The organism is Mesorhizobium sp. WSM2561 (genome assembly GCF_000513915.1).
Taxonomy (GTDB): domain Bacteria; phylum Pseudomonadota; class Alphaproteobacteria; order Rhizobiales; family Rhizobiaceae; genus Mesorhizobium; species Mesorhizobium muleiense.
Genome location: NZ_AZUX01000003.1, coordinates 255,629 through 273,199, shown reverse-complemented (window position 1 = coordinate 273,199; position 17,571 = coordinate 255,629). Strand labels below are relative to the sequence as shown.

Here is a 17,571-nt window from a genome sequence, read left to right as displayed (position 1 = left end):
GAAATGGCCGAGATCAAGGACCGCGAGAACGCACTCATCATGGAAACGACCAAGGGCAAGGTCGTCATCGAACTGTTTCCCGATCTGGCGCCTGGCCATGTCGGCCGCATCAAGGAACTGGCGCGCGAAGGCGCTTATGACGGCGTGGTGTTCCACCGCGTCATCGACGGCTTCATGGCGCAGACCGGCGACGTGAAATTCGGCAATTCCAGCAAGCCCTCTTTCGCACCGGCGCGCGCCGGCACCGGCGGCTCCGACAAGCCCGATCTGAAGGCGGAGTTCTCCAACGCCAATCATGGCCGCGGCACCTGCTCGATGGCGCGCTCGCAGAACCCGAACTCGGCCAACTCGCAATTCTTCATCTGCTTCGACGATGCCGCTTTCCTCAACCGCCAATACACGGTCTGGGGCCAGGTCATCGAAGGCATGGACAATGTCGACAAGATCAAGCGCGGCGAGCCGGTGCCGGATCCCGACAAGGTCGTGTCGCTGAAGGTCGCGGCCGACGTGAAATGACCTCCTCGGCTGTCGCGGCTATCACTCGGATGCTTGCCGCGGCGGCCGCTCCGGCGCTGGCGACGGGGTCGATCGCTGGCGCCTGGGCGGTGGCCTGCCCGGAATTTTGAGGCGGGATTTTCTTGCGCGTCGAACTTTTCGACTTCGATCTGCCGGAGGAGCGCATCGCGCTTCGACCGGCAGAACCGCGCGACAGCGCCAAAATGCTGGTTGTCAGGCCGGGTGAAGGTCTCGAAGACCGGACGGTGCGCGAGCTGCCGTCGCTGCTCGAGACCGGTGACGTGCTGGTCTTCAACGACACCAAGGTCATTCCGGCACAGTTGAAGGGCATCAGGCGGCGCGGCGAAGCGGCGGCGCAAATCGAAGCCACGCTGCACATGCGGGTGGCGCCGGACCGCTGGCTGGCTTTCATGCGGCCGGGCAAGCGCATCGCCGCCGGTGACCGCATCCATTTCGGCCATGACGCCAATTCCTGCTTTCTCGGCCAGCTCGATGCCACGGTGATCGAGAAGGGCGAGGCCGGCGAGGCTTTGCTTGGTTTTGACCTCTCAGGCCCATTTCTCGACGAGGCTCTGCACGCCGTCGGCCATATTCCGCTGCCGCCTTATATCGCTTCGAAGCGCGACGACGACGAACGCGACCGCAGCGACTACCAGACCATCTATGCCAGGGAGGAGGGGGCTGTGGCGGCACCCACTGCCGGCCTGCATTTCACGCCCGAGCTTTTCGCCGCCCTCGATGCCAAGGGCGTCGAACGGCGCTTCGTCACCCTGCATGTCGGCGCCGGCACGTTCCTGCCGGTGAAAGTCGATGACACCGCCGATCACAAGATGCATGCCGAGATCGGTTCGGTCAGCCCGGAAACTGCCAAGGCGCTGAACGCGGCAAAGGCGCGTGGCGGGCGCATCATCGCCGTCGGCACGACATCGCTGCGCCTGCTGGAGAGTGCCGCGCGGGAGGACGGCACGCTGGCCGGATGGTCGGGTCCGACCGACATCTTCATCACGCCCGGCTATCGCTTCAAGGCCGCCGACATGCTGATGACCAATTTCCATCTGCCGCGCTCGACGCTGTTCATGCTGGTTTCGGCGTTTTGCGGTCTGGAAACGATGCGTGCGGCCTATGCGCATGCCATCGAGAACCGCTACAGGTTCTACTCCTACGGAGATGCAAGTCTGCTGTTCAAGCAGGAGAACGATGGACGCGCGCCCGGTATAGAACAAGGAATTCAATGACTAAAGCGTTCACCTTCAAGGTGCTGGCGACTGACGGCAAAGCGCGGCGCGGCTCCATCACCATGCCGCGCGGAGAAATCCGCACGCCGGCCTTCATGCCGGTCGGCACCGGCGGCACGGTCAAGACCATGTATATGGATCAGGTGCGCGGCGTCGGCTCGGACATCATCCTTGGCAACACCTATCATCTGATGCTGCGGCCGGGCGCCGAGCGTGTGGCGCGGCTTGGCGGTCTGCATGAATTCGCCCGCTGGCCGCACCCGATCCTGACCGACAGCGGCGGCTTCCAGGTGATGTCGCTGTCGAAGCTGAGGAAACTGACCGAAAAGGGCGTCACCTTCCGCTCCCATATCGACGGCGCCGCCTATGAGATGTCGCCCGAGCGCTCGATCGAAATCCAGGGACTGCTCGGCGCCGACATCCAGATGCAGCTCGACGAATGCACCGCGCTGCCGGCCATGGAGAAGGAGATCGAGCGGGCGATGGAGCTGTCGCTGCGCTGGGCCGAGCGTTGCAGGACGGCGTTCGGCGACCAGCCGGGCAAGGCGATGTTCGGCATCGTCCAGGGCGGCGACGTACCGGCCCTGCGGCTGCGCTCGGCGCAGGCGCTGAAAGCGATGGACCTCAAGGGCTACGCGATCGGCGGGCTGGCGGTCGGCGAGCCGCAAGCGGTGATGCTCGAAATGCTCGACATCACCTGCCCGGAGCTGCCGGCGGACAGGCCGCGCTATCTGATGGGTGTCGGCACGCCTGACGACATATTGAAATCGGTGGCGCGCGGCATCGACATGTTCGATTGCGTGATGCCGACACGCGCCGGCCGTCATGGCCTCGCCTATACAAGGCGCGGCAAGGTCAATCTGCGCAACGCCCGCCATGCCGACGATCCGCGGCCGCTGGACGAGGAGAGCGACTGCCCGGCCGCCAGAGACTATTCACGCGCCTACCTGCACCATCTGGTCCGCTCGCAAGAGGCGCTCGGGGCGATGCTTCTGACCTGGAACAATCTTTCCTACTACCAGAAGCTGATGCAGGACATTCGTGCCGCCATCGAAGCCGGTATCTTTGAGGCGCGGGCGGCGGAGATTTCCGAGGGCTGGGCCAGGGGCGATATCCCGGCGATGTGATCGAGCCCTCAGGTGCTCAGCAGAGATGCACGGTTTGCGCCCGCGTACATCCGCCGTTTGGCTGCACTAAAGCTTCCCCCAGGTCGGCTTCTGCCTGAGCGCTGTCCTGATGCTTGAAAGCCGGGCGGCAGTCTGCCACAAGGGCGGCCTAAGCGTGCAAGCTGAGCAGGATCGGGCAATGAAGGCATTTTTCGTGCAGATAAAGTGCGATCTGGGCAAGTCCTATGACGTTGCCGGCGCGTTGGCCGATGCCGAGATCGCCTCGGAAATCTACTCGACAGCCGGCGACTACGATCTGCTCGCCAAATTCTATGTCGACGACGATGAAGACATCGGCCACTTCGTCAACGAGAAGGTGCAGATTCTTCCCGGCATCAAGGACACGTTTACGGTCGTCACCTTCCGCGCGTTCTGAGCGGCGCCTGCCGCCTGCCCGGGCACAAGGCAAAGCCTGACCCAGCCATATCGGCGCTGCCCTAATTTTAGGCAGGTCGCGACATACTGATCGCCAACATCCTCCAAATCATCGATTGCGCTTGATTTTCTCCGGTGACGCCAGTGAAATGGCCTCATAGGGAGTAAGCGATTGGCAGCGTTCGACGAAATGCTTCCGGAAATCTCCGGATTGAGAAAACCGTATTCGGCTTACGATCGCTGGCTGAAGGAGCAGGATCCGGCCAGGCTTACCGAAAAGAAGCAGGACGCCGAACGCGTCTTTCGCAAGACCGGCATCACCTTTGCCGTCTATGGCGAGCAGGAAGCCTCCGAGCGCCTTATCCCCTTCGACATCGTTCCGCGCATCATTTCCGGCAATGAATGGCGACGGCTGACGCAAGGCATCGAGCAGCGTGTCCAGGCGCTGAACGCCTTTCTCGACGATATCTACCACCGCCAGGAGATTTTGCGCGCCGGGCGCGTCCCCAAGGAATTGATCGCCAAGAACGAGGCATTCCTGCCGGAGATGATCGGAGTGCGGCCGCCGGCCGGCGTCTACACGCATATCATCGGCGTCGATATCGTTCGCATCAGCGAGAACGAATTCTACGTGCTGGAGGACAATGCGCGCACGCCGTCCGGCGTCTCCTACATGCTGGAGAACCGCGAGACGATGATGCAGCTCTTTCCCGAGCTGTTCCAGCAGATCAAGGTGCGGCCGGTGGAAAACTATCCGCAGCTCTTGCGCCAGTCGCTGGCGGCAGTGCGGCCGCAAGGCACCAATGGCGCGCCGACCATTGCCGTGCTGACGCCGGGCAGCTTCAACTCCGCCTATTTCGAACATGCCTTCCTTGCCGACCAGATGGGCGTACAGCTTGTCGAGGGGCAGGATCTGCGCGTCGTCGATGGCCACGTCGCGATGCGCACGACCGAAGGCTACAAGCAGATCGACGTGCTTTATCGAAGGGTGGACGATTCTTTTCTCGATCCGCTGACCTTCCGCCCGGACTCGGCACTGGGTGTGCCGGGCATCATGGATGTCTACCGTGCCGGCAACATCACCATCGCCAATGCGCCGGGAACCGGCATCGCCGACGACAAGGCGATCTATTCCTACATGCCCGAGATCGTCGAATTCTACACCGGCCGCAAAGCAATCCTCGGCAACATCCCGACCTGGCGCTGCTCGGAGCCGGGCAGCCTGAAATACGTGCTCGAACATATAGACGAGCTGGTGGTGAAGGAGGTGCATGGCTCCGGCGGCTACGGCATGCTGGTCGGGCCGGCGGCGACCAAGAAGGAATGCGAGGATTTTTCCAAGAAACTCGCGGCAAGACCGTCGAACTACATCGCCCAGCCGACGCTGGCGCTGTCGACCTGTCCGATCCTGACCGACAAGGGACTGGCGCCGCGCCATGTCGATCTCAGGCCCTACGTGCTGGTATCCGATCGCATCCAGATCGTGCCGGGCGGGCTGACGCGTGTGGCGCTGAAGGAAGGCTCGCTGGTGGTCAATTCGTCCCAGGGCGGCGGGACGAAGGATACGTGGGTGCTGGATGATTAGAGTGGGAAGTAGCGAGTAGGGAATAGCGAATAGCGAATAGGGGGTGTGCGACGGCGATCAATTCTTACAGGGACCTGATTGTTTGGAAGGCAGCCATCGAATTGGCGGTAGATTGCTATTCTGTGACGACAGGGTTCCCGAGCAAGGAAGCATACGGAATGACCTCTCAGATAAGGCGCTCGGCGGCGTCAATCGCAGCAAATATCGCGGAGGGTCACGGACGAGAAAATACGGGAGCCTTCATTCAATTTCTGCGCATTGCTCAAGGTTCTCTTAAAGAATTGGAAACGCACCTGATATTGTCCGGGAGAGTGGGCTTGGTGGTTGAGAAAGAGGGTGGTCGGTTGCTTAACCAAACCGAAGAGATCGGAAAAATGTTGCGTTCGAGGATCAGGAGTCTGCAACAAAAGTCATGAAGTGTTATTTCCCCTATTCGCTATTCGCTATTCGCTATTCGCTCGACATCGAGGCAGATTGATATGCTTCTCGGCCGCACCGCCAACGGGCTCTACTGGATGAACCGCTACATCGAGCGGGCGGAAAACATGGCGCGGCTGGTGGATGCCGGGCTGCGGATGGCGCTGACCCGCACCCAGAACGCCTCCGAAGAGTGGAATTCGGTGCTGCTCAGTGCCGGTTCGGACGCTGCCTTCACGCAGAAATATTCCGACTATACCGCCGCCAACGTTGCCGATTTCCTGCTGCGCGACACATCCAACCCGTCGAGCACGATGACGTCGATCGAAACGGCCCGTAACAATGCCCGCATGGTGCGCACTGCATTGACGCGCGAAACCTGGGAAAGCATCAACGAAGCCTGGATGTCGCTGAAGCGCATGCTGGCCAAGCCGATCGACGAACGCGACCTGCCCAGCGTGCTCGACGCGATCAAGCGCGAAACGGCACTGATCCGCGGCTCGTTCTACGGCACCATGCTGCGCAACGAGATCTTCGATTTCTCGCAGCTCGGCACCTATGTCGAACGCGCCGACAATACGGCTCGCATCCTGGACGTGAAATACTACGTGCTGTTGCCGTCGATCTCGTGGGTCGGCTCCACGCTCGACAACTACCAGTGGGAATCGATCCTGCGTTCGGTGTCGGCGCATCGCTCCTATCGCTGGGTCTACGAGACCGACTACAAGCCGAGCAACATCGCCGACTATCTGATTCTCAACGTTCGCATGCCGCGCTCGCTGACCTTCTGCTACCGTTTCCTGACGGAGCATCTCAGATTCCTGGGCGACGATTATGGTGAGCGCCATGCCTGTCATGTGACAGCCGGCAAGACCCAGGCCATGCTGGCCGCCGGCTCGATCAAGGACATATTCGACGCCGGCCTGCATGAATTCCTGGCCAATTTCATCCGCGACAACATCAGGCTCGGCGACGAGATCGCGCAGGACTACAGGTTTTATTGAGCATGATCCCGGAAAGTGGAAGCCGGTTTCCGGAAAAGATCATGCTCGGGGGACGAGCGTGATCCCGGAAGGTGGAAGCCGGTTTCCGGAAAAGATGATGCTCAGGGGACGAGAGCAATGCGGCTGAAGATCACTCACCGGACCGAATACCGCTACGATGCGCCGGTGCACTATCTGTTGCAGCGGCTGCGGCTGCTTCCAGTCAGCGGACCGACACAGACCGTGTTGTCCTGGGCGCTGAAGATCGAAGGGGCGCGCGAAGAGGTGCGCTTCACCGACCATTTCGGCAACGACACGCGGCTTTTGAGCGTCGAAGGCGAGCGCGATTTCATCACCGTCGAGGCATCGGGCGAGGTGGTGACACGCGACACATCAGGCGTCAGCGGGCCACATCAGGGTTTCGCGCCGCTGTGGTTGTTTGGCCAGGAAACGCCATTGACCACGATCGGCGGCGGTATTCGCGAACTCGCGGCCTCGGTCGGCGAGGGGGCCGATATCGAAAGGTTGCACCGGCTGATGGCGGTGATCGGCGAGCGCGTCGCCTATACGATGGGCACCACCAACGCGGCGACCCCGGCCGAGGACGCGCTGGCGCTCAAGACCGGCGTCTGCCAGGACCACAGCCACATCTTTGCCGCCGCCGCGCGGGCCATGGGGTTTCCGGCCCGCTACGTCAGCGGCTATTTGATGATGGATGCGGCGGTCGAGCAGGCGGCGAGCCATGCCTGGGCCGAAGCGCATGTTGCGGGCCTTGGCTGGGTCGCGTTCGACGTCGCCAACGGCATTTCGCCCGACGAACGCTATGTGAAGGTGGCAACCGGCCGTGATTACCGCGATGCCACGCCCGTATCAGGAATTCGACTGGGACAAGCGGAAGAACAGCTTGCGGTGACCGTCACCGTGGAGCAGTAATCCCCGGCAAGATTTGCTGCCAAAGGGATTCGATGACCTATTGCGTCGGCTTGAAGATCGATCGCGGGCTCGTGTTCATGTCGGACACGCGCACCAATGCCGGCATGGATTCGATCTCTACCTTCAAGAAGATGCATGTCTGGGAGCAGCCGGGCGAGCGCGTCATCGTGCTGATGTCGGCCGGCAATCTGGCGACAACGCAAGCTGTCGTCAGCCTGCTCGACGAGCGCACCAAGGCGGTGGCCGATCGCCACGCCACGCTGCTTGAAACGCCGTCGATGTACCAGACGGTGCGGCTGGTCGGCGACACCGTCAAGGAAGTCATCGCCAGTTCGTCGCCGGCGGGCGAAAAGGCCGATTCCTACTTCAATGCCTCCTTCATCCTCGGCGGCCAGATCAAGGGCAGCGCGCCGCGGCTGTTCATGATCTATCCGGAAGGCAATTTCATCGAATCGACCGAAGACACGCCGTTCTTCCAGATCGGCGAGACCAAATACGGCAAGCCGATCATCATCCGCGCCTATGAGAAGGCGATGAGTTTCGCCGAGACGGTGAAACTGCTGCTGGTGTCGTTCGACTCGACGCTGAAATCGAACCTGTCGGTCGGTCTGCCGCTCGACCTGCTGTTCTACGAAAAGGACGCCTTCAAGGTCAGCCTGAAGAAGCGGATCGCCCAGGACGACCAATATTATCGGACGATCTCGGACGGCTGGTCCAATGCACTGAAGGCTGCTTTTGCGAGCCTGCCTGACTTTCCCGAGTGAAAGCCTCCGTTTTTCGTGCTCTTTGATCGCTGGGCTCGATTTGACGGAGAGCAAGATGAATAGCAACGAATTCCGGGAATGGTCGCTGCGCGCGGCCGAATGGGGTGCCGACTACAGGAGCACACTTCGCGAAAGGCCGGTGCGGCCGCTCGTCGAGCCGGGCGAAATCTCCAGAAGCATCGACGTCTCGCCGCCGGAACATGGCGAAACGATGCAGGCAATCTTCGCCGACTTCGAGCGCAAAATCCTGCCCGGCATGACGCATTGGCAGCATCCGCGCTTCTTCGCCTATTTCCCGGCCAATGCCGCACCGGTCTCGGTGGTGGCCGAATATCTGGTCTCGGTTATGGCCGCGCAATGCATGCTCTGGCAAACTTCGCCGGCAGCGACCGAACTCGAGACGCGCGTCGTCCACTGGATGCGTCAGGCGCTCGGCCTGCCGGAATGGTTTTCCGGCGTCATGCAGGATTCGGCATCGTCGGCGACGCTCGCCGCCGTGCTGACCATGCGCGAGCGCGCGCTCGACTGGCAGGGCAACAAGAAGGGCCTGCAGGGCCAGTCGATATTGCGCGTCTATTCTTCCGATCAGGTCCACACCTCCATCGACCGGGCGATCTGGGTGTCGGGCGTCGGTGAGGACAATCTCGTGCGCATTCCGGTTGCCGGCCGCTTCCGCGCCATGGATGTCGCAGCTCTGGAAGCGGCTGTCGTCGCCGACCGGCAGGCGGGCATGCTGCCGGCCGGCATCATCGCCTGCGTCGGCGGCACCAGCACCGGCGGCACCGATGATATCGCCGGCGTCGCCGCGGTGGCGAAACGGCACGGCCTCTATCTGCATGTCGATGCCGCCTGGGCCGGATCGGCGATGATCTGTCCGGAATACCGGCATTTCTGGGCGGGCGTGGAGCAGGCGGATGTTGATTTTCAGGTAAAAAATGGTGAGCGCGCAGGGATTCGAACCCTGGACCTACTGATTAAAAGTCAGTTGCTCTACCGGCTGAGCTACGCGCTCCCGCGGGCTCAGGATGCCGCCCTCGAAATTGCGCGGAACATAGGGAGAGTGTCACGAACGGTCAACCGGAAAAAGAGGCCTCGCGAGCCGGACTTTTCGCGGTCTGCTGACGCCTCGCAAACCGTCTCGACAAGATCGGAGTGGCTGTCTCGCACAAATGCCGAGACCTATTACAAATCAGCAGCTTGCTATTTTTCGCGGAACAATTGCGCAACATCCCCGTTTTTATCGCTACAAGGGACGACGTGTTCAAGGAGAAGACCATGAACAGGATCATGTCGGGCTTGCTGGCGACTGCGCTGTCAGCGTCATTCGCTGTAGCACAAATCGTGCCCGTCAACGCCCAGCCCATCTATGTGCCGCTAGGCCAGAATGTCTCGTCGGATGTCCAGACTGTCGAACACAGACGATGGAGGCGTGGTTTCGACCGCGATTTCTCCCGTCGCGATTTCCGCCGTGAGTTCCGTCGCGATTTCCGTCGCGATTTTTCTCGCCGCGATTTCCGCCGCGATTTTTCTCGTCGCGATTTTGACCGCCGCGATTTTCGTCGTTTCGCCCGTAACGACGATTTCAGGTATTATCGCGGCTATCGCGGCTATCGCTACTATCGTCCTGGCTATCGTCGCTACAACGACTTCTGGTTCCCGCTGGCGGCCTTCGCCACTGGCGCGCTGATCACCGGCGCGATCATCAACAACCAGAGCCGCCGCATCTATCGCGGCGATGCCCACGTGGAGTGGTGCTACAGCCGCTACAGATCTTACCGGGCCTACGACAACACGTTTAAGCCTTACTACGGCCCCCGCCGGCAGTGCATCTCGCCCTATTGATAAGCCAGGGCAGAGTTGAATAAAGCTTGTTGAAGAGCCTGCGCCGGCAACGGCGCAGGCTTTATCTTTTCGGTGCGCGAATCAACAGCGGGCTCAGTGTCCGGCGCACAGCATGGCGCCAACCCGCCAGCTTTGCGGAACGGACCGATGCATCCATGTCCGGTCGAAAACGTCGCTCCAGCGCCCAGCTCCTGGCGAATTCCCTTGTCTTCGGCCAGACGCCCGCCTTCGAGCCGGCCAGCCATGCCGCGCCGAGCGCCGTCGTCTCCAGGATGGTCGGACGGTCGACCGGCGCATCGAGGATGTCGGCCAGCCGCTGCATCGTCCAGTCCGACGCCACCATACCGCCATCGACCCTGAGAACGGTCTTCGCTGACGCGCCCTTCCAGTCCTTGCGCATCGCATCGAGCAGGTCGCGCGTCTGGAAGGCGACGGATTCGAGTGCGGCACGGGCAAATTCCGCCGGGCCCGAATTGCGGGTCAGCCCGAAGATGGCGCCGCGCGCCTCGGCGTCCCAGTGCGGCGCGCCAAGCCCGACGAAAGCCGGCACCAGATAGACTTCCTGGGTCGGGTCGGCGCTCGCCGCCAGCACGCCGCTCTGCTCGGCCTTGCCGATCACCTTGATGCCGTCGCGCAGCCATTGCACGGCAGCACCGGCGATGAAGATCGACCCTTCCAGCGCATAGGTGGTCTTGCCGTTCAGCCTGTAGGCAATGGTCGTCAACAGACGGTTCTTGGAGCGCACCAGATCACTGCCGGTGTTGAGCAGCGCGAAGCAGCCGGTGCCATAGGTGGATTTCATCATGCCCGGCTCGAAACAGGCCTGGCCGATGGTCGCCGCGTGCTGGTCGCCGGCCACACCGAGGATCTTTATCTCTGCGCCGAACAGGCTTTTCTCTGTGATTCCATAGTCGTCGGCGCAATCCTTCACCTGCGGCAGCATTCTTGCCGGTATACCGAGAATGGCCAGGAGCTCGTCGTCCCAGGCATTCTTTTCGATGTTGTAGACCAGCGTGCGCGAGGCGTTGGTGGCGTCGGTAGCGTGAACCTTGCCGCCGGTCAGCCGCCAGATCAGAAAGCTGTCGATGGTGCCGGCCAGCAATTCGCCGTTCTCGGCACGTTTTCTGGCGCCCTTCACCTTGTCCAGCATCCAGGCGATCTTGGTGCCGGAGAAATAGGGATCAAGCAGCAGGCCGGTCTTCCTGGTGAACTTCTTCTCCAGCCCCTGCTTCTTCAATTTCTGGCACAGCGGCGCGGTACGGCGGTCCTGCCAGACGATCGCGTTGTGGATCGGCCTGCCGGTCGCCCTGTCCCAGATGACGACGGTCTCGCGCTGGTTGGTGATGCCGATGGCTGCGATATCGGCGGCCTTTCGCCCGGCAGCAGCCAAGGCTGCCTTGCAGGTCGAAATGACCGTGTCCCAGATTTCCTCTGGATCGTGCTCGACCCAGCCGGAGGCCGGATAGTGCTGGGCAAACTCCTTTTGTCCGCTGCCCACGAGTTTCATGGATCCATCGAACACGATGGCGCGGCTGGACGTGGTGCCCTGGTCGATCGACAAGATGTATCCGGTCATGCTGTCTACCCCTCAGTTACAACGAAGGGAGACGGCTCGCGCCGCCTCCCTGTGGTCTCTTTCCGCTTTGGCGGTTCGGCAAGCCTACTGGGTGGTCCAGCGCTTGATCAGTTCCTCATAGACGATGGTCTCGCCTTTCGGCTTCTCGTTCTCGAGTTTGGCCTTAGGACCGTTCGGCTTGCCCAACCATTCGGTCGGATCTTTCGGCTCGTTGAGTCGCGGACCACAGCCGCCATAGACCTTAGCGGACTCGTCGGCGGCCTGCATGCGGGCCATCGTGATGTCCATTTCCTCAGCGAGGCGGTCCATCGCCTGCTGCGGCGTGAACGCCCCGGAGTTCACGTCGCCGATCTGCTGCCACCAGATCTGGGCGAGCTTCGGGTAGTCGGGCACGTTGATGCCGGTCGGCGACCAGGCGACCCGGTCTGGAGAGCGGTAGAACTCCACCCAGCCGCCGAGTTTGGGCGCACGGTCGGTAAACGACTGATGCCGAATGTCGGAATCGCGGATCAGAGTGAGCCCGACATGGGACTTCTTCAAAGACACGGTCTTAGACACGACGAACTGCGCATAAAGCCAGGCGGCCTTGGCACGATCGGCCGGGGTCGATTTCAGGATCGTCCAAGAGCCCACGTCCTGATAGCCGATCTTCTGCCCTTCCTTCCAGTACGGGCCGTGCGGCGACGGGGCCATGCGCCACAACAAATTGCCCTCATCATCGACCGTGTTGTTGCCTTCCGACTTGGGCTTCACCATGTCGGCGAGGAAAGCCGTGTACCAGAAGATCTGCTGGGCCACGTTGCCTTGGCTCAGCGCGGGCAGCGACTGGTAGAAATCGTAGCTCGCTGCTCCGGGAGGCGCAAAGTTGCGCAGCCACTCATCCCACTTTGCGATGGCATAGACCGACGCCGGACCATTCGCCTCGCCACCGCGCGAAACGCTCGCGCCGACCGGATTGCAGGTGCCCGCCTCCATGCGAATGCCCCATTCGTCGATCGGGATGCCATTCGGCTCGCCGGGGCTGCCAGTGCCGGCCATGGACAGCCACGCGTCAGTCATGCGCCAACCGAGATCGGGTGCGCGCTTGCCGTAGTCCATGTGTCCGAAGACCTGCACGCCGTCGATTTCCTTCACGTCCTTGGAGAAGAATTCGGCGATATCCTCGTAGGCGGACCAGTTCACCGGGACGCCGAGATCGTAGCCATACTTGGCCTTGAACTTTTCCTTGAGTTCCGGCTTGTCGAACCAGTCCTTGCGGAACCAGTAGAGGTTGGCGAACTGCTGGTCCGGGAGCTGGTAGAGCTTGCCGTCCGGGCCGGTCGTGAACTTGATGCCAATGAAGTCTTCGAGATCGAGCGTCGGAAGGGTGACATCCTTGCCTTCGCCGGCCATGAAATCGGTGAGATTCACGGCAAGCTGCAGCCGCGAATGAGTGCCTATCAGGTCGCTGTCGTTGACATAAGCGTCATAAAGGTTGCGGTTGGTCTGCATCTGTGTCTGCACCGCCTGGACGACTTCGCCCTCGCCGAGGATCTGGTGGTTGACCTTGATGCCGGTGATCGCCTCGAACGCCTTGGTGAGCACGGTCGATTCATAGGTGTGTGTCGGGATACCTTCCGACAGCACGTTGACCTCCATGCCGGCGAAGGGTTTCGCGGCATCGACAAACCATTGCATTTCGGCTTCCTGAGCCGAGCGATCGAGGGTCGAAAGGCCATTGATTTCCGTGTCAAGGAATGTCTTGGCTTCGTCCATGCCTGCGTAGGCCTGACTGGCCCCGAGCAGCAGGACTAGTGCCGTTGTCGATGTTAGTAGGTGACGTCGCATGAGGTTCCTCCCATTTCGGTTTCAAGTGCGATCGGAGCGGTCGTTGCGCGGCCGCTCCAACAGTTTCTCCCCCTAGACGAATCGAAAAACGCCGATGGCGTAGACGATCGAGAGGGCGAGTGCCCACCACAAGTTGGGTCCGACAAGACCCAGCCAAGCGAGATGGATGTAGGCGCTGCCTAGCAGCGAAATGAACAGTCGGTCGCCACGCGTCGTGTCGAGGCCGAGAATGCCATGGCGCGGCGCTCCGCCAGGACTGGCCCACTCCCACACGGTCATCCCGACCAGAAGAAGCAGGATCACGCCGAAGAAGGTGGCGGTCTGCCAAGTCCAGGCCATCCATGACAGATCCATCGTCTTTACTCCTTCCCTGCGCCGCCGCTAGACGCGGCCGAGCGCAAACCCCTTGGCGATATAGTTCCGGACGAACCAGATGACGATCGCGCCCGGCACGATGGTGAGCACGCCGGCGGCCGCCAGCAATCCGAGTTCGTAGCCCGATGTGCTCGCCGTCCGGGTCATCACGGCGGCGATCGGCTTCGCGGCGACAGACGTCAGCGTCTTGGCGAGCAAAAGCTCGACCCAAGAGAACATGAAGCAGAAGAACGCCGTGACACCGATGCCGGAAGCGATCAGCGGCATGAATATCTTCACGAAGAACCGCGGCCAGGAATAGCCGTCTATGAAGGCCGTCTCGTCGATCTCCTTCGGCACGCCGGACATGAAGCCTTCGAGAATCCACACTGCGAGCGGTATGTTGAACAGGCAGTGCGCCAGCGCAACGGCCCATGGCGTGTCGAAGAGATTGATGGCCGAGTAGAGCTGGTAAAACGGCAGCGCGAAAACCGCCGGCGGCGCCATGCGGTTGGTCAGCAGCCAGAAGAACAGGTGCTTGTCCCCAAGGAAGCGGTAGCGCGAGAAGGCATAGGCAGCGGGCAGCGCCACGCTGACCGAAATCGCAGTGTTGATAAATACATAGCTGATGGAGCTGATGTAGCCATTGTACCAAACGGGGTTGCTGAGGATCTCGACATAGCTCGCCACCGTGAAACTGCGGGGCCACAATGAAAAGCCGCCGAGGATTTCGTTCGTCGTCTTGAACGACATGTTGAGCAGCCAGTAGATCGGCAGCATCAGGAAGATGATGTAGACCGTCGGCACGAGCCAAAGGAAGCGCGCCTCCCGGCCGCGTCCGCTCATTACGCTCGCCGACTGGAGACCCGCCGCATTCGACGCCGGTGGCGGCGTTGTCTGCTCTCGCATCAAAACGTCGCCCCTTTTATCCCCAAGGCCTTCCTTCACTGATGTCATCTCAGCCCTCCGCTTCGGATTGGGTCATCAGGGTGTAGAAGAGCCACGACACCAGCAGCGTCATCAGGAAGTAGATGATGCTCATGGCCGCCGCGATTCCGAGGTTGAATTCGCCGAGCGCTGCCTTGACAAGATCGATCGACAGGAAGGTCGTGGCATTGCCCGGTCCCCCGCCTGTCAGTACGAACGGTTCAGTGTACACCATGAAGGAATCCATGAACCGCAGCAGCATGGCAATGGTCAGCACGCGCTTCATCTTGGGCAGCTGGATAAAGCGGAACACCGACCAACGTGATGCACCGTCAATCTTTGCAGCCTGATAGTAGGCGTCGGGGATCGAGACGAGGCCTGCATAGGCAAGCAGCACCACCAGCGAGGTCCAATGCCATACGTCCATCAGGACGACGGTGAACCACGCCGCCAGCGGCTGGCTGGTAAAATTGTAGCTGATGCCCATCGCGTTGATAACATAGCCGAGCAGCCCGATGTCCGGCAGCGCAAAGATGTTCCACATGGCGCCGACGACGTTCCATGGGATCAGCAACGGCAGCGACATCAACACCAGGCAGACCGCGACCCATGGGCCGGAACGCGGCATGGCAAGCGCCACCGCCACGCCTAGCGGCACCTCGATCAGCAGGATTAACCCGGTGAAGGCGAACTGGCGCAGGAGCGATGCGTGGAAGCGCGGCGAATTAAGCACTTCCTGGAACCACTTAACGCCTTCAAAGAAGAACAGGTTGTTTCCGAACGTCTCCTGAACTGAATAGTTGACCACCGTCATCAGCGGGATGATTGCGTTGAACGCCACCAGCACCAGCACCGGCAGCACCATGAACCACGCCTTGTTGTTCCAGGTCTTATCCATGGAGTTCAGCCTCCCATCTCGACGCGCCAGGAATCGGCATAGATATTGATGCCGGCCGGGTCGAAAGCGATCTTCGGATCGGCGGGAATGTCCTCGTCCTCGCCGATGATCGCCGCGATGTCGCGGCCTTCGAAACTGGCGCGCACCACCTTGTGGCGGCCGATATCCTCGACCTTGCGGATTGAAACCGGCATGCCGCTGGCGCCAAGCCTGATATATTCGGGGCGGATGCCGAGTTCGATCGCACCGGTGATCCCGGCCCTGGGCGCGCCCGGCAATTCGATCGTCTGGCTGCCGAGCCGCGCGCTCCTGCCTTCGACCGCGACCGGCATGACGTTCATGCCCGGCGAACCGATGAAATAGCCGACGAATGTATGCTTGGGACGTTCGAACAGTTCGGCTGGGGAGCCGATCTGAACGATCTCGCCCTCATACATGACGACGACGTTTTCGGCGAAGGTGAGTGCCTCGGTCTGGTCGTGCGTGACATAGACCATGGTGAAGCCGAAGCGCCTGTGCAGCTGCTTCAACTGCGAGCGCAGCACCCACTTCATATGCGGGTCGATGACGGTCAGCGGCTCATCGAACAGGATTGCGTTCACGTCAGAGCGCACCAGCCCGCGTCCGAGCGAGATCTTCTGCTTCTGGTCGGCGGTCAGCCCCCTCGCCTTTCTCTTGGCCATATCGGCCAACCCAGTCATTTCCAGGGTCTCGCGCACCTTCCGATCGACGTCGGGCTCCGGAACGCCGCGGTTGCGCAACGGGAAGGCCAGATTGTCGTAGACGGTCATGGTGTCGTAGATGACCGGGAACTGGAACACCTGAGCTATGTTGCGCTCCTGCGTCGACAGATTGGTCACGTCCTTGCCGTCGAACAGAAGCTCGCCGTGCGACGGATACAACAAGCCGGAAATGATGTTGAGCAGCGTGGTCTTGCCGCAGCCCGACGGCCCCAGCAGCGCATAGGCGCCGCCGTCCTCGAAGGCGTGATGCACCTCCTTCAGCGCATAGTCCTTATCCGACTTCGGATGCGGCCCGTAGGCGTGGCGGATGTGATTGCAGTCAATGCGCGCCATGTGCCCTCCTCCCTCAAGCCGCCAGCATCTGTGGCGGCGCGGCCGAGCGGCCGTTCGCGTCGAAAACCATGATGTGCCGCGGGTCGATGAATACCTCGATGAGCTGGTCCGGCTCGAACACGAAAATGCCGTGCTCAAGCATGACCCAGCGGACATCGGCGAAATCGAGATGCACAAAACTTTCAGAACCAGTGATTTCGGTGACCGACACCTTGGCTCTCACCGCCACCGCCGACGGGCTCGGCCGGGCAAGAGAGAGATGGTGGGGCTGGAAGCCGATCGTGTAACTCGTATCGGCAATACCGGCGAGTTCAGCCGGCACCGGGAGGCTCACCCCACCTTCAAGAAGGAAGCTCGAACCGCTCTTCTTCAGCACGATCGTGTTGAGCGGCGGATCGGCGAACGTCTTGGCCGTGACGAGGTCGTTCGGCCTGCGGAAGACGTCGATCGTCGGGCCGAACTGGGTGATGCGGCCTTCGGAAAGCGTCGCCGTGTTGCCGCCGAGCAGCAAGGCTTCGTGCGGCTCGGTCGTGGCGTAGACGAAGATGGTACCGGTCGCCGCGAAGATCTTCGGCAATTCCGCGCGCAGCTCCTCGCGCAGCTTGTAGTCGAGGTTGGCGAGTGGCTCGTCGAGCAGCACGAGGCTGGCGTTCTTGACGATGGCGCGGGCCAGCGCGGTGCGCTGCTGCTGGCCGCCGGAGAGGCTGAGCGGCGTGCGGTCGAGAAAGGGCGTCAGCTTGAGAAGGGCTGCGGCATCGCGCACCTCCTTGTCGATCTTTGCCCGCTCGGTCCCGGCCACCCTCAGCGGCGAGGCGATGTTCTCGTAAACGGTCATCGCCGGATAGTTGATGAACTGCTGGTAGACCATGGCGACGTTGCGCTTCTGCACCGGGATGCCGGTGACATCCTTGCCATCGAACCAGACCGAGCCGGATGTCGGCACGTCAAGGCCGGCCATCAGCCGCATCAGGCTGGTCTTGCCGGAAAGCGTCGGCCCGAGAAGGACGTTGAGCGAGCCGTGCTGAAGCGTCAGCGAGACGTCGCGTATATGCTCCATCGCCCCGACCGTCTTCGTCACGTTTCTCAGTTCCAGCATG

Annotated in this window: 18 protein-coding genes and 1 tRNA gene; 10 read left to right on the top strand and 9 right to left on the bottom strand. The window is 61.4% G+C overall.

Translation table 11 applies throughout. From position 1 onward, the window contains the following. Window positions 1–3: 3 nt before the first annotated feature. From M727_RS0106240 to M727_RS0106195, 9 genes are all read left to right on the top strand, one after another. Window positions 4–516 (top strand): peptidylprolyl isomerase, encoded by a 513-nt coding sequence (locus M727_RS0106240; RefSeq protein ID WP_027151948.1) that lies wholly within the window; start codon window positions 4–6, stop codon window positions 514–516. A gap of 122 nt (window positions 517–638) precedes the next feature. Further along, window positions 639–1,751 (top strand): tRNA preQ1(34) S-adenosylmethionine ribosyltransferase-isomerase QueA, encoded by a 1,113-nt coding sequence (gene queA / locus M727_RS0106230; protein WP_027151947.1) that lies wholly within the window; start codon window positions 639–641, stop codon window positions 1,749–1,751. Next, window positions 1,748–2,878 (top strand): tRNA guanosine(34) transglycosylase Tgt, encoded by a 1,131-nt coding sequence (tgt, locus tag M727_RS0106225; protein ID WP_027151946.1) that lies wholly within the window; start codon window positions 1,748–1,750, stop codon window positions 2,876–2,878. Before queA ends, tgt begins: the two co-directional genes overlap by 4 nt. A gap of 178 nt (window positions 2,879–3,056) precedes the next feature. Further along, entirely contained in the window at window positions 3,057–3,293 is a 237-nt protein-coding gene (locus tag M727_RS0106220) for an Lrp/AsnC ligand binding domain-containing protein (RefSeq protein ID WP_027151945.1), read from the top strand. A 171-nt stretch (window positions 3,294–3,464) separates the two neighbouring features. Continuing rightward, on the top strand, window positions 3,465–4,877 hold the full coding sequence (locus M727_RS0106215) for a circularly permuted type 2 ATP-grasp protein (RefSeq protein ID WP_027151944.1): 1,413 nt from the start codon (window positions 3,465–3,467) through the stop codon (window positions 4,875–4,877). A 56-nt stretch (window positions 4,878–4,933) separates the two neighbouring features. Next, complete coding sequence (locus M727_RS39720) at window positions 4,934–5,293, top strand: four helix bundle protein (protein ID WP_084646647.1); 360 nt, start codon at window positions 4,934–4,936, stop codon at window positions 5,291–5,293. Between the two features lie 63 nt (window positions 5,294–5,356). After that, the gene (locus M727_RS0106205; RefSeq protein WP_027151942.1) at window positions 5,357–6,298 is read left to right on the top strand and encodes an alpha-E domain-containing protein; all 942 of its coding nucleotides are present in this window, start codon (window positions 5,357–5,359) and stop codon (window positions 6,296–6,298) included. A gap of 117 nt (window positions 6,299–6,415) precedes the next feature. Beyond that, window positions 6,416–7,210: a transglutaminase family protein gene (locus M727_RS0106200; protein ID WP_023801178.1), complete on the top strand. Its 795-nt coding sequence runs from the start codon at window positions 6,416–6,418 to the stop codon at window positions 7,208–7,210. 32 nt (window positions 7,211–7,242) lie between these two features. Continuing rightward, window positions 7,243–7,974, top strand: a complete 732-nt coding sequence (locus M727_RS0106195; RefSeq protein ID WP_023801179.1) for a peptidase — start codon at window positions 7,243–7,245, stop codon at window positions 7,972–7,974. On the opposite strand, the gene M727_RS42940 is transcribed toward M727_RS0106195, so the two are convergent. Both M727_RS42940 and M727_RS0106175 read right to left on the bottom strand, forming a co-directional pair. Further along, window positions 7,862–8,812, bottom strand: a complete 951-nt coding sequence (locus M727_RS42940) for a hypothetical protein (RefSeq protein WP_245268485.1) — start codon at window positions 8,810–8,812, stop codon at window positions 7,862–7,864. The two genes, M727_RS0106195 and M727_RS42940, sit on opposite strands and share 113 nt — an antisense overlap. Before the next feature lie 98 nt (window positions 8,813–8,910). Further along, window positions 8,911–8,986, bottom strand: a tRNA-Lys gene (locus tag M727_RS0106175). Window positions 8,987–9,249: 263 nt separating this feature from the next. On the opposite strand from M727_RS0106175, the gene M727_RS0106170 reads away from it, so the two are divergent. Beyond that, a complete protein-coding gene (locus tag M727_RS0106170) occupies window positions 9,250–9,816 on the top strand; it encodes a BA14K family protein (protein ID WP_027151940.1) in 567 nt (188 codons plus the stop codon). A 61-nt stretch (window positions 9,817–9,877) separates the two neighbouring features. Here M727_RS0106170 and glpK read toward each other — a convergent pair whose 3' ends face one another. The 7 genes from glpK to M727_RS0106135 form a co-directional block, all read right to left on the bottom strand. Next, window positions 9,878–11,392 carry a glycerol kinase GlpK gene (gene glpK / locus M727_RS0106165; protein WP_027151939.1) on the bottom strand — a complete coding sequence of 505 codons (1,515 nt, stop codon included), beginning with the start codon at window positions 11,390–11,392 and terminating at the stop codon, window positions 9,878–9,880. Between the two features lie 84 nt (window positions 11,393–11,476). After that, window positions 11,477–13,219, bottom strand: coding sequence for an ABC transporter substrate-binding protein (locus M727_RS0106160; protein WP_027151938.1), 1,743 nt, complete (start codon window positions 13,217–13,219; stop codon window positions 11,477–11,479). Between the two features lie 72 nt (window positions 13,220–13,291). After that, window positions 13,292–13,573, bottom strand: a complete 282-nt coding sequence (locus tag M727_RS0106155; RefSeq protein WP_027151937.1) for a DUF2160 domain-containing protein — start codon at window positions 13,571–13,573, stop codon at window positions 13,292–13,294. Between the two features lie 27 nt (window positions 13,574–13,600). Continuing rightward, window positions 13,601–14,419, bottom strand: a complete 819-nt coding sequence (locus tag M727_RS0106150) for a carbohydrate ABC transporter permease (protein ID WP_027151936.1) — start codon at window positions 14,417–14,419, stop codon at window positions 13,601–13,603. 112 nt (window positions 14,420–14,531) lie between these two features. Further along, on the bottom strand, window positions 14,532–15,398 hold the full coding sequence (locus M727_RS0106145) for a sugar ABC transporter permease (RefSeq protein ID WP_027151935.1): 867 nt from the start codon (window positions 15,396–15,398) through the stop codon (window positions 14,532–14,534). Between the two features lie 5 nt (window positions 15,399–15,403). Then, complete coding sequence (locus M727_RS0106140) at window positions 15,404–16,474, bottom strand: ABC transporter ATP-binding protein (RefSeq protein ID WP_027151934.1); 1,071 nt, start codon at window positions 16,472–16,474, stop codon at window positions 15,404–15,406. 13 nt (window positions 16,475–16,487) lie between these two features. Then, a complete protein-coding gene (locus M727_RS0106135) occupies window positions 16,488–17,570 on the bottom strand; it encodes an ABC transporter ATP-binding protein (protein ID WP_027151933.1) in 1,083 nt (360 codons plus the stop codon). Window position 17,571 lies beyond the last annotated feature (1 nt).

What these genes read in the sequence shown, in the direction of transcription:
- M727_RS0106240 (WP_027151948.1), top strand. Translation starts at nt 4, where the DNA reads ATGGCCGAGATCAAGGACCGCGAGAACGCACTCATCATGGAAACGACC.
- tgt (WP_027151946.1), top strand. Translation starts at nt 1,748, where the DNA reads ATGACTAAAGCGTTCACCTTCAAGGTGCTGGCGACTGACGGCAAAGCG.
- M727_RS0106220 (WP_027151945.1), top strand. Translation starts at nt 3,057, where the DNA reads ATGAAGGCATTTTTCGTGCAGATAAAGTGCGATCTGGGCAAGTCCTAT.
- M727_RS0106205 (WP_027151942.1), top strand. Translation starts at nt 5,357, where the DNA reads ATGCTTCTCGGCCGCACCGCCAACGGGCTCTACTGGATGAACCGCTAC.
- M727_RS0106200 (WP_023801178.1), top strand. Translation starts at nt 6,416, where the DNA reads ATGCGGCTGAAGATCACTCACCGGACCGAATACCGCTACGATGCGCCG.
- M727_RS0106195 (WP_023801179.1), top strand. Translation starts at nt 7,243, where the DNA reads ATGACCTATTGCGTCGGCTTGAAGATCGATCGCGGGCTCGTGTTCATG.
- M727_RS42940 (WP_245268485.1), bottom strand. Translation starts at nt 8,812, where the DNA reads ATGCAGATAGAGGCCGTGCCGTTTCGCCACCGCGGCGACGCCGGCGAT.
- M727_RS0106170 (WP_027151940.1), top strand. Translation starts at nt 9,250, where the DNA reads ATGAACAGGATCATGTCGGGCTTGCTGGCGACTGCGCTGTCAGCGTCA.
- glpK (WP_027151939.1), bottom strand. Translation starts at nt 11,392, where the DNA reads ATGACCGGATACATCTTGTCGATCGACCAGGGCACCACGTCCAGCCGC.
- M727_RS0106160 (WP_027151938.1), bottom strand. Translation starts at nt 13,219, where the DNA reads ATGCGACGTCACCTACTAACATCGACAACGGCACTAGTCCTGCTGCTC.
- M727_RS0106155 (WP_027151937.1), bottom strand. Translation starts at nt 13,573, where the DNA reads ATGGATCTGTCATGGATGGCCTGGACTTGGCAGACCGCCACCTTCTTC.
- M727_RS0106150 (WP_027151936.1), bottom strand. Translation starts at nt 14,419, where the DNA reads ATGAGCGGACGCGGCCGGGAGGCGCGCTTCCTTTGGCTCGTGCCGACG.
- M727_RS0106145 (WP_027151935.1), bottom strand. Translation starts at nt 15,398, where the DNA reads ATGGATAAGACCTGGAACAACAAGGCGTGGTTCATGGTGCTGCCGGTG.
- M727_RS0106140 (WP_027151934.1), bottom strand. Translation starts at nt 16,474, where the DNA reads ATGGCGCGCATTGACTGCAATCACATCCGCCACGCCTACGGGCCGCAT.
- M727_RS0106135 (WP_027151933.1), bottom strand. Translation starts at nt 17,570, where the DNA reads ATGCTGGAACTGAGAAACGTGACGAAGACGGTCGGGGCGATGGAGCAT.